The organism is Tepidimonas sp. (genome assembly GCF_036824975.1).
Classification (GTDB): domain Bacteria; phylum Pseudomonadota; class Gammaproteobacteria; order Burkholderiales; family Burkholderiaceae_C; genus Tepidimonas.
Map to the genome: position 1 here is coordinate 1 of NZ_DAISZC010000057.1, position 8,807 is coordinate 8,807.

9 protein-coding genes and 1 pseudogene are annotated in these 8,807 nt (G+C 70.3%); 9 read left to right on the forward strand and 1 reads right to left on the reverse strand.

Translation table 11 applies throughout. The features are described 5' to 3' along the window. Nucleotides 1-201: 201 nt before the first annotated feature. From V7Z54_RS07455 to V7Z54_RS07470, 4 genes are all read left to right on the forward strand, one after another. A complete protein-coding gene (locus V7Z54_RS07455) occupies nucleotides 202-1,248 on the forward strand; it encodes an efflux RND transporter periplasmic adaptor subunit (RefSeq protein WP_334135539.1) in 1,047 nt (348 codons plus the stop codon). Next, nucleotides 1,245-2,459 carry an ABC transporter permease gene (locus tag V7Z54_RS07460; protein ID WP_334135541.1) on the forward strand — a complete coding sequence of 405 codons (1,215 nt, stop codon included), beginning with the start codon at nucleotides 1,245-1,247 and terminating at the stop codon, nucleotides 2,457-2,459. The genes V7Z54_RS07455 and V7Z54_RS07460 overlap by 4 nt, the downstream gene beginning before the upstream one ends. After that, a complete protein-coding gene (locus V7Z54_RS07465; RefSeq protein WP_443082451.1) occupies nucleotides 2,452-3,132 on the forward strand; it encodes an ABC transporter ATP-binding protein in 681 nt (226 codons plus the stop codon). Before V7Z54_RS07460 ends, V7Z54_RS07465 begins: the two co-directional genes overlap by 8 nt. A 95-nt stretch (nucleotides 3,133-3,227) precedes the next feature. Continuing rightward, nucleotides 3,228-3,509, forward strand: a complete 282-nt coding sequence (locus V7Z54_RS07470; protein ID WP_334135542.1) for a DUF2061 domain-containing protein — start codon at nucleotides 3,228-3,230, stop codon at nucleotides 3,507-3,509. A gap of 25 nt (nucleotides 3,510-3,534) precedes the next feature. On the opposite strand, the gene V7Z54_RS07475 is transcribed toward V7Z54_RS07470, so the two are convergent. After that, entirely contained in the window at nucleotides 3,535-4,086 is a 552-nt protein-coding gene (locus V7Z54_RS07475) for a winged helix DNA-binding protein (RefSeq protein ID WP_334135543.1), read from the reverse strand. 197 nt (nucleotides 4,087-4,283) lie between these two features. Here V7Z54_RS07475 and V7Z54_RS07480 point away from each other — a divergent pair, with 197 nt between their 5' ends. The 5 genes and pseudogenes from V7Z54_RS07480 to V7Z54_RS07500 all read left to right on the forward strand — a co-directional run. Further along, nucleotides 4,284-5,258, forward strand: coding sequence for a TRAP transporter substrate-binding protein (locus V7Z54_RS07480; RefSeq protein WP_334135544.1), 975 nt, complete (start codon nucleotides 4,284-4,286; stop codon nucleotides 5,256-5,258). Nucleotides 5,259-5,301: 43 nt separating this feature from the next. Continuing rightward, the gene (locus tag V7Z54_RS07485) at nucleotides 5,302-5,796 is read left to right on the forward strand and encodes a TRAP transporter small permease (protein ID WP_334135545.1); all 495 of its coding nucleotides are present in this window, start codon (nucleotides 5,302-5,304) and stop codon (nucleotides 5,794-5,796) included. A gap of 16 nt (nucleotides 5,797-5,812) precedes the next feature. Further along, on the forward strand, nucleotides 5,813-7,111 hold the full coding sequence (locus tag V7Z54_RS07490) for a TRAP transporter large permease (protein ID WP_443082452.1): 1,299 nt from the start codon (nucleotides 5,813-5,815) through the stop codon (nucleotides 7,109-7,111). Further along, nucleotides 7,084-7,863, forward strand: a complete 780-nt coding sequence (locus tag V7Z54_RS07495) for a 5-oxoprolinase subunit B family protein (RefSeq protein WP_334135546.1) — start codon at nucleotides 7,084-7,086, stop codon at nucleotides 7,861-7,863. Before V7Z54_RS07490 ends, V7Z54_RS07495 begins: the two co-directional genes overlap by 28 nt. A gap of 80 nt (nucleotides 7,864-7,943) precedes the next feature. After that, nucleotides 7,944-8,807, forward strand: a pseudogene (locus tag V7Z54_RS07500) (biotin-dependent carboxyltransferase family protein); the annotation flags it as partial.

Genomic DNA, 8,807 nt, shown 5'->3' on the forward strand with positions numbered 1-8,807 from the left:
ATGAAGACGCGGCGGCCAGACACCTGGCCGGCAGCACACAGGTCGGAGAAGCGCAGGAAGGACATGTCGGTGATGAACACGGTCGGGGAACGGAGGGCCGCGGAATTGTAAAAAGGCCCAAGGCGGCGCCGCGCCATCGGATGGTCAGGCGACCTGCGGGCACAATCGGGGCCAGACCAGAAGGGTTGCGATGAGGTGCACATGGCGGGATGGATCCGGTGGGGGCTGGGGGGTGTTGGGGTGACGCTGGTGGCGGCCGCGGCGGCGTGGACGCTGTTGCGGCCGGCAACCGTACGCACGATCGTGCTGGCGGAACGCCCGGTGCAGACTTCGGTGGTGGCGACGGGCCGCGTGGCCCCGGCGCGCGAGACGACGCTGGCCAGCACGCTCACTGGGCGCGTCGTCGCCACCCCGGTGGCCGAGGGGGCGGCGGTGACGGCCGGTACGGTGCTGGTGGCGCTGCGCGCCGACGAATGGCAGGCCGCGCTGGCGCTGGCCGAGGCACAGCGGGCCGAGGCGCTGGCACAGCAACTGGAGGCTGAACGTCAGTGGCAGCGCCAGCGCGATCTGCAGGCCCAGGGTTTCGTCAGCGCGGCGGCGCTGGATGTCGCGCAGCGCACGCGCGAAGCGGCCCAGCGTCGGGTGCAGCAGACCGATGCCGCGGTGCGGCAGGCACGCGCGCGCTTGGCCGAAAGCGCGGTGCGCGCCCCGGCGGACGGTGTCCTGCTCGCCCGTCTGGTGGAAGTGGGCGACGGCGTGACCCCCGGCCGGGCGATGTTGCGCTTCGCCGTTGCGGGGCCGCCCCGCATCCTGCTCGATCTAGACGAGCGCGACCTGCACGCGGTGGCGGTCGGGCAGCCGGCGACCCTGGTGGCCGACGCCTGGCCTGCGCAGCCCGTGGCGGCGCGCGTGCAGCGGGTGGCCGCCCAAGTGGACGGCGCGCGCGGTACGGTGCAGGTCGAACTGGTGCCGCAGGCGCAGGTCACGCACTGGCTGCCGGGGATGACGGTCTCGGCGGAGATCGTCACCGGCGCACCGCAGCCCCGGCTGCTGCTGCCCCTGTCGGCGGTGCGCGACGCTCGGGTGGCCACGGTGGAGCAGGGCCGGGTGCGTTGGCGGCCTGTGGAGACCGACCCGGCGCGTGACGGCTGGCTGCCGGTGCGGGCCGGGGTGGCGCCGGGCACGGTGGTCATCGATCCTGCGCCCTCCCTGGGCGAGGGCGCGCGTGTCGTCGAGGCCCGGCCATGAGGTTTATCTGGACAGTGGCGTGGCGGCTGCTGCGCGAAGGGCGCTTCCAGACCGCGCTGATTCTGGGTGGCGTCACGGTGGGCGTGGCGGTGGTGGTCTACATCACCGCCATCGTCAACGGGTTGCAGGCCAACATCATCGACCGCACGCTATCGGCCCAGGCGCACGTGGTGCTGCGGCCGGCAGAGCGGCTCAACCAGCGCGGCTCGGAGCCGGGCGACGTGCTCACGCTGGCCGACGTGCGCAAACGCACCCAGCGCGAGGCCACAGTGGCCGACGCGGCGACGGTGCTGGCCACCGTGCGCGCGGTGCCCGGCGTGGCGGCTGCGGCGGCGCTGGCCGCGGGGCCAGGCGTGGCCCAGCAGGGTGGCGTGCGCAAGGCGGTGGTGCTGCTGGGCGTGGATCTGGCTGGCTATCAGCAGGTCATTCGCCTGGACGACAAGCTGCGCGAGGGTGTGCTGGCGCTGCCGGCCGGCGCGGCGCTGATCGGCAGCGAGTTGGCGGCCGACTTGGGGCTGTCGCCCGGCAGCCGCCTGCGCCTGCAGTCCGCGCAGGGCGAGACGCTGTCGGTGCGCGTGGCCGGTGTGCTCGACTACGGCATTCAGGACCTGAACCGCCGCCGCGTGCTGCTGCCGCTGCGTGATGCGCAGAGTCTGCTGGGGTTGGGATTGGACGTGACCGAGATCGACGTGCGCGCCGAGCGCCTGTTCGAGGCCGAAGCGCTGGCGGCGGATCTGCACCGGGCCACCGGGCTGGCCGCCGACAGCTGGCAGGTGGCCAACGGCCAGCTGGTCACGGCACTGCGCAGCCAGAGCGCGTCCAGCCTGATGATCCGTGTCTTCGTGACGGTGGCGGTGGCGCTGGGCATTGCCAGCGTGCTGGTGGTGTCGGTGGTGCAGCGCCAGCGCGAGATCGGCATCCTGCGCGCGATGGGCACTCCCCGGCAGCGCATCCTGGGCGTATTCCTGCTGCAGGGCGCGCTGGTCGGCTTTGGCGGCTCGCTGCTGGGCGCCGGCTTGGGTGGGGCGCTGGCGGTGGGCTTTACGCGGCTGGCGCGCAACGCCGACGGCACTCCGCTGTTCCCTATCGTGCTGCAGGCGGAGCTGTTCGTCTCCACCGCGCTGCTGGCCACGGCGGTGGGCGTGCTGGCCGCGTGGTTGCCTGCGCTGCGGGCGGCCCGGCTCGATCCGGTGGAGGCCATCCGTGGCTGAAGTCATGCGCCTGCAGGGGGTGCGCAAGGCGTATGGCGGCGGCGCCTCGCCCCTGGTCGAGGTGCTGCACGGCATCGACTTGACGCTGCCCGAGCAGGCTTTTGCTGCCTTGGTGGGGCCGTCGGGGTCGGGCAAATCGACGCTGCTCAACCTGATCGGACTGCTGGAGCTGCCGACGGCCGGTGAGATCTGGCTGGCCGGCGAGCCGGTGCACGCGGCCACCGACACGGTGCGCACCGCGCTGCGCAACCGCTACCTGGGCTTCGTATTCCAGTTCCACCACCTGTTGCCGGCTTTCACCGCCGAGGAAAACGTGCTGATGCCAGTGCTGGCCGGACGCGGCAGCGTCACCAGCGACGACCGCCGCCGCGCCCGCGCGCTGCTGGAGCGCACGGGGCTGGGCACGCACGCGCACAAGCGCCCGGTACAGCTGTCGGGAGGGCAGCAGCAGCGGGTGGCCATCGTGCGCGCGCTGATGAACCGTCCGCGCCTGGTGCTGGCCGACGAGCCCACCGGCAACCTGGACAGCCACACCGCCCTGGACGTCTTTGCGCTGCTGCGCGAACTCAACCGCGAGGAGGGCACGGCGTTCCTGATCGTCACGCACGACCCGGCGCTGGCGGCGCGCTGCGAGCGCCGGATCGCCATCCGCGACGGGCGGCTGATCGATTAGTCGTTATCAATTGCATTGTCACAATCGATTGCAACGGGTGGGCTCTGGCCTTATCTTCAGGTTGTCGTCATCCCTGCCAGACCAAGGAGAACCCCATGGCCCGCCTGCGTCGCATTGCCCGCGCCCACCGCTTCGCGTTGATGAAGACGGGTACCTACTACGTCATGCACGTCACCGTGGCCGCTGCCGTGGCGTACGCGGTCACGGGCAACCTGTGGGCCGCACTCACCCTGTCGCTACTGGAGCCGACGGTGCAGGCCGTGGCCTATTTCTTCCACGAGCGCGCCTGGGCTCGCGTGGCGGCACAGCCGCGCGCCAGCCGTGATTCGCCCGCCCAGCCCACGGCGCCCCCGCTGCCGCCAGCGGTGGCGGCCTGATGGCTCGGCGGGTGCGGCCGCGGCTTCAGTATGCGGTGGCGGCGCGGGCGGCTTGGTCATAGCGGCCGGACAGCTGGCGCAGGGTGCGTGCCACCTCGGCCAAGCGGCGGTTTTCCTCGTCCGCGCCCGAAAACCCCGGCATCAGACACGCCTCGCGTACGGCGCGGAAGCGCAGGCACAGTGCGTGACCCGCCTCGGTGGTGGCATAGAACATTTCCTTGCCGCGCTTGGTGCCCGACACCAGCCCCATGCCTTGCAGCTTGCGCACCGAGTACGACACCACGTGTGCGTCCTCGATGTTGAGTACGAACGCGATGTCCGACAGGCGCTTCGGGGTGCGGCGGTGGTTGATGTGGTGCAGTACCAGTACGTCGGTGGGCGTCATGTCCTTGACGCCGGCAGCGCCCATGCAGCGGATCAACCAGCGGTTGAAAGCATGCGCCGCGATGATGAGTCCGAATTCAAATTCCGACAGTTCCGGGGATTTTTCCGACACCAGGTGGGCCGAGGAGACGATCGGCCGATCGGGCGCGGGCGTGTCGGCATTCAGCGGCAGGGGCGAGGTCGTGCGGGTCATGGCAGGCGGGAAAAGGTGGATCGCTGCGGCCCGATTGTGCCGCTGTACGCGGCGGGGAACGCTCCCGACCAGGGAAAGTCATTACAGCATAATGCAGACAAAACGTTGACGTTTTGCGTGCGTGATGTTACTGTGCAGGAGCCGCCCTTTGTGGGGCGGATCGCCATCGTCCTTCTCTACTCGACAGGAGTAGTCCCATGCGCGTTACGTTTGCCTCGTTTGCCGCCGCCACGCTGGCGCTTGCCCACGTCACCGCCGCTGCTCAGAGCGTCAAGTGGGACATGCCCACCGCCTATCCGGCTGGCAACTTCCACACCGCCAACATTCTGATGTTTGCCAAGGACGTGGAGCGTGCCACTGGCGGGCGGCTGGCCATCACCGTGCACGACAACGGGTCGCTGTTCAAGGCCAATGAGATCAAGCGTGCGGTGCAGAGCGGGCAAGCGCAGATCGGTGAAGTGCTGATTTCCAACTTTTCCAACGAAAACGCGCTGTTCGGTATCGACTCGATCCCGTTCCTGGCTACCAGTTACGCGGATGCGCGCAAACTGCGGACCGCGTCGCGCCCGGCCATCGAGGCGGCTTTGGACAAGCAGGGCCTGAAGGTGCTCTACGCGGTGCCATGGCCGCCCCAAGGCATCTTCAGCGCCAAGCCAATCGAGTCCGCCGCCGACCTCAGGGGCGCCAAGTGGCGGGCCTACAACCCCAACACCAGCCGCATCGCGCAGCTGGTGGGGGCCCAGCCCGTCACCGTCCAGGCGGCTGAGCTGACGCAGGCGCTGGCCACCGGCGCGGTCAATGCCTTCATGACGTCGGGTGCGACCGGCTACGACAGCAAGGTGTGGGAGCAAGTGAAGTACTACTACGACGTGGCGGCGTGGCTGCCCAAGAACGTGGTGTTCGTCTCCAAGCGTGCCTTCGACGCGCTGGACAAACCGACGCAGGAGGCGCTGCTGAAGGCGGCTGCGGACGCCGAGGCCCGCGGCTGGCGTGAAAGCGAAGACAAGACCGCCTGGTATCTGGAGCAGCTGCGCAAGAACGGCATGACGGTGGGCAAGGGGTCGCCGCAGCTGCAGGCCGATCTGCGCAAGATCGGCGAGACGATGATCGAGGAATGGTCGCGGCAGGCCGGTGCCGAGGGAGCGGCGGTGCTGAAGGCCTACCGGCCGTGACCGGTGTGCTGCGGACGGCTGCGCGATGAAGGCGCTCGATCGCATGTTCGACACCGCCGGCTGGGTAGCCGCGGCCTTTCTGATCGGCACCCTGGCCATGGTGCTGGCCAGCATCGTGGGGCGGCTGGTGCCGACACTGACGCTGGCCTGCGCCGACGCCTATGCCGGCTACTGCATGGCGGCGGCTGCCTTTCTGGCACTGCCGGTCACGCTGCGCCGGGGCGAGCACATCCGCGTCACGCTGGTGCTGCAGCGCCTGCCGGCGTCCGCCCGGCGCAGGGTCGAAATCGCCGTGCACGTGGTCGGGCTGTTTCTGGCCGCGGCGCTGGCTTGGTTTTCGGTGCGGCTGGTGTGGCAAAGCCGTGCCTTTTACGACATTTCCACCGGACTGGATGCCACCCCGCTGTGGATCCCGCAGCTGGGCATGGCGGCCGGCACGCTGCTGCTGACGCTGGCGCTGCTGGTGCAGCTGGCGGAGCACGTCCGTGGTCATGTGCCCACCCCCGACGCCGGGGACGAGCCGGCACGCATCGAATGACGCGGAGTTGCCCATCATGGAACTGATCATCACCGCAGTGCTCATCGGTGCGCTGCTCGTGACGCTGGCCGCAGGGGTCTGGATCGGCCTGGCGCTGATTGGCGTGGCGTGGATCGGTATGGAGCTGTTCACCCAGCGCGCCGTCGGTGATGCGATGGCGATCACGATCTGGGGGGCGTCGTCGTCGTGGACGCTGACGGCGCTGCCGCTGTTCGTCTGGATGGGGGAAATCCTGTTCCGCACGCGGCTGTCGGAGGACATGTTCCGCGGCCTGGCGCCGTGGCTGCAGCGTCTGCCCGGGCGGCTGCTGCACACCAACATTCTGGGCAGCACCCTGTTTGCGGCGGTGTCGGGCTCGTCGGCTGCCACCTGCGCCACCGTTGGCAAGATGACGCTGCCCGAGTTGCGCCGGCGCGGCTACCCCGAGGCCCTGAGTCTGGGCACACTGGCCGGTGCCAGTACACTGGGTCTGCTCATTCCGCCGTCGATCATCATGATCGTCTACGGCGTCACTGCCAACGTCTCGATCGCGCGTCTGTTCGTTGCCGGGGTGATTCCCGGTGTGTTGCTGGCCGCCTTGTTTATGGGCTACGTCGTGGTCTGGGCGCTGCTGCATCCCCGGGCCATCCCGGACGATGGCGAGCGGCTGTCGCTGGCAGCCCGGTTGCGCGCCAGCCGCCACCTGCTGCCGGTGCTGCTGCTCATTGGCGGCGTGCTGGGGACGATCTACACCGGCATCGCCACCGCCACCGAAGCGGCAGCGGTGGGCGTGGTGGGGGCGCTTGCCCTCGCGGCCACGCAAGGGGCGCTGAGCTGGCAGACTTTTCGCGACAGCCTGCTGGGTGCCACGCGCATGTACAGCATGATCGCGCTGATCTTGGCCGGTGCCGCCTTCCTCACGCTGGCCATGGGCTACCTGGGTCTGCCCCGTCACCTGGCGGGCTGGATCGGATCGCTCGGCCTGGCCCAGTGGGAGCTGGTTCTGGCGTTGGCGCTGTTTTTCATCGTGCTGGGCTGCTTCTTGGACGGTATCTCGATCGTCGTGCTGACCATGGGCGCGCTGCTGCCTACGGTCGAGGCGGCGGGCCTGGACCTGATCTGGTTCGGCATCTTCGTCGTCGTGGTGGTGGAGATGGCGCAGATCACGCCGCCGGTGGGTTTCAATCTGTTCGTGCTGCAGGGCATGACCGGCCGCCAGGTGACGGAGCTGGCACGCTACGCCGTCCCGATGTTTGGTCTGATGGCGCTGGCCGTGCTGCTCCTGTACCTCTTTCCGGAGCTGGTGACGTGGCTGCCGCAGCGCATGGGGGGCTGATGACCGCAGCGCGCCTGCTGGCGCTGGGCGATGCAGCGTGGACCGTCGAGTTCGGTGACGCCATCGACCCGGCGTTGCATGCGCGCGTCGACGGTTTGGAGCGAGCCGTGCGCGCGGCCTGTGCCGCCGGCGGCGAACCTTGGAGTGCAGTGGTCGACGTGGTGCCGACCTTCCGCTCGCTGACCGTGCACTACGAGCCGCTGCGCTGCGATGGCGAGGCGCTGGGTACGGCGCTGCGCACGCTGGCTGCCCAAGCCGTGCCCGCCGTCACGGCTGGCCGACGCTGGACCTTGCCGGCGTGCTTTGCGCCGGCCATGGCGCCGGATTTGCCGCCGCTGGCCGAGCGCCTGGGCCTGACGATCGACGCCGTGGTGCAGACCCTGCAGCAGGCCGAGCTGCGTGTCTACCAGATCGGCTTCATGCCTGGCTTTCCGTACATGGGCGGCGTGCCCCCAGCGCTGCAGGTGCCCCGTCTGGCGACGCCGCGCAAGACGGTGCCCGCCGGCTCGATTGCACTGGCCGCAGCCATGTGCGCGGTCTATCCGTGGAGCAGCCCCGGCGGCTGGCATCTGGTGGGGCGCACGCCCGTGCCGTTGTTCGACCTGCGGCGCCATCCGCCGGCGCTGCTGGCCAGCGGCGACGTGGTGCGCTGGTACGCCGTGGATGAAGCCGGGTTCGCCACCCTGCAGGCCCGGGCCGAGGCCGGTGAGCTGGACCTGGCGCAGTGGTGCCGCGGTAGGGAGATGCGGTGAGCCGCGGGTTGCGCGTGATCGAGCCGGGGCTGGGCAACACGGTGCAGGATCAGGGCCGTGTCGGTTGCCGCCACTGGGGCGTGGCGCGGGCCGGCGCGCTCGACCCGGTCTGGGCCACTGCAGCCAATGGGTTGCTGGGCAATGACGCGCGCGCGGCGGTGCTGGAGATGCGCCTGCTGGGCCCGAGCCTGCAGGCCGAGGGCGGCGCCGTGCGCGTGGCAGTGGTGGGCGCGGTGCAGGCCACCGTGCAACGGCAGGGCGGCGCGGTGCAACCCTTGCCGGGCTGGTGCACGGTTACCCTGCAGCCGGGCGACGTGCTGCGGCTGGGGGCGGTGCAGGGGCTGGCGTATCTGGCTGTGCCGTGTGGCATCGACGTGCCCCCGGTGCTGGGCAGCCGGGCCACGCACGAGCGCACCGCTATGGGGGGGCTGAACGGGCGTGCCCTGCAGGCCGGTGACCGCCTGCCTTGCGCGCAGCCGACCCCGGATCCCGATGCGCCCGAGCGCCGCGGCCCCCCCTGGCAGACGACGAGGGCCCGATCCGCGTGCTGCCCGGGCCGCAGGAGGATCACTTCGCGCCCGGGGCGCTGGCGGCACTGTGCGACAGCGGTTGGCGCGTGACCGCCGAGCGTGACCGCATGGGCATGCGGCTGGCGGGGCCACCGCTGGCGCACCGCTCGCCGCAGCATGCCGACATCGTCTTTGACGGTGTCGCCCCGGGGGCGATTCAGGTGCCCGCCAACGGCCAACCCATCGTGCTGCTGGCCGATGCGCAAACCGTCGGCGGTTATCCGAAGCTGGCTACCGTGATCCGGGCCGATCTGGGACGGCTGGCGCGCTGGCCGGCACCACGCCCCCTGCATTTCGTGGCCGTGACGCGGGAACAGGCGCACACCGCCCTGCGCCAGCAGCACAACGCGCTACAGCGCTGGATGGCGACACTGC

Excerpts from the sequence above, each read along its gene's own strand:
- V7Z54_RS07455 (WP_334135539.1), top strand. The coding sequence starts at position 202 with ATGGCGGGATGGATCCGGTGGGGGCTGGGGGGTGTTGGGGTGACGCTG.
- V7Z54_RS07460 (WP_334135541.1), top strand. The coding sequence starts at position 1,245 with ATGAGGTTTATCTGGACAGTGGCGTGGCGGCTGCTGCGCGAAGGGCGC.
- V7Z54_RS07470 (WP_334135542.1), top strand. The coding sequence starts at position 3,228 with ATGGCCCGCCTGCGTCGCATTGCCCGCGCCCACCGCTTCGCGTTGATG.
- V7Z54_RS07475 (WP_334135543.1), bottom strand. The coding sequence starts at position 4,086 with ATGACCCGCACGACCTCGCCCCTGCCGCTGAATGCCGACACGCCCGCG.
- V7Z54_RS07480 (WP_334135544.1), top strand. The coding sequence starts at position 4,284 with ATGCGCGTTACGTTTGCCTCGTTTGCCGCCGCCACGCTGGCGCTTGCC.
- V7Z54_RS07485 (WP_334135545.1), top strand. The coding sequence starts at position 5,302 with ATGTTCGACACCGCCGGCTGGGTAGCCGCGGCCTTTCTGATCGGCACC.
- V7Z54_RS07490 (WP_443082452.1), top strand. The coding sequence starts at position 5,813 with ATGGAACTGATCATCACCGCAGTGCTCATCGGTGCGCTGCTCGTGACG.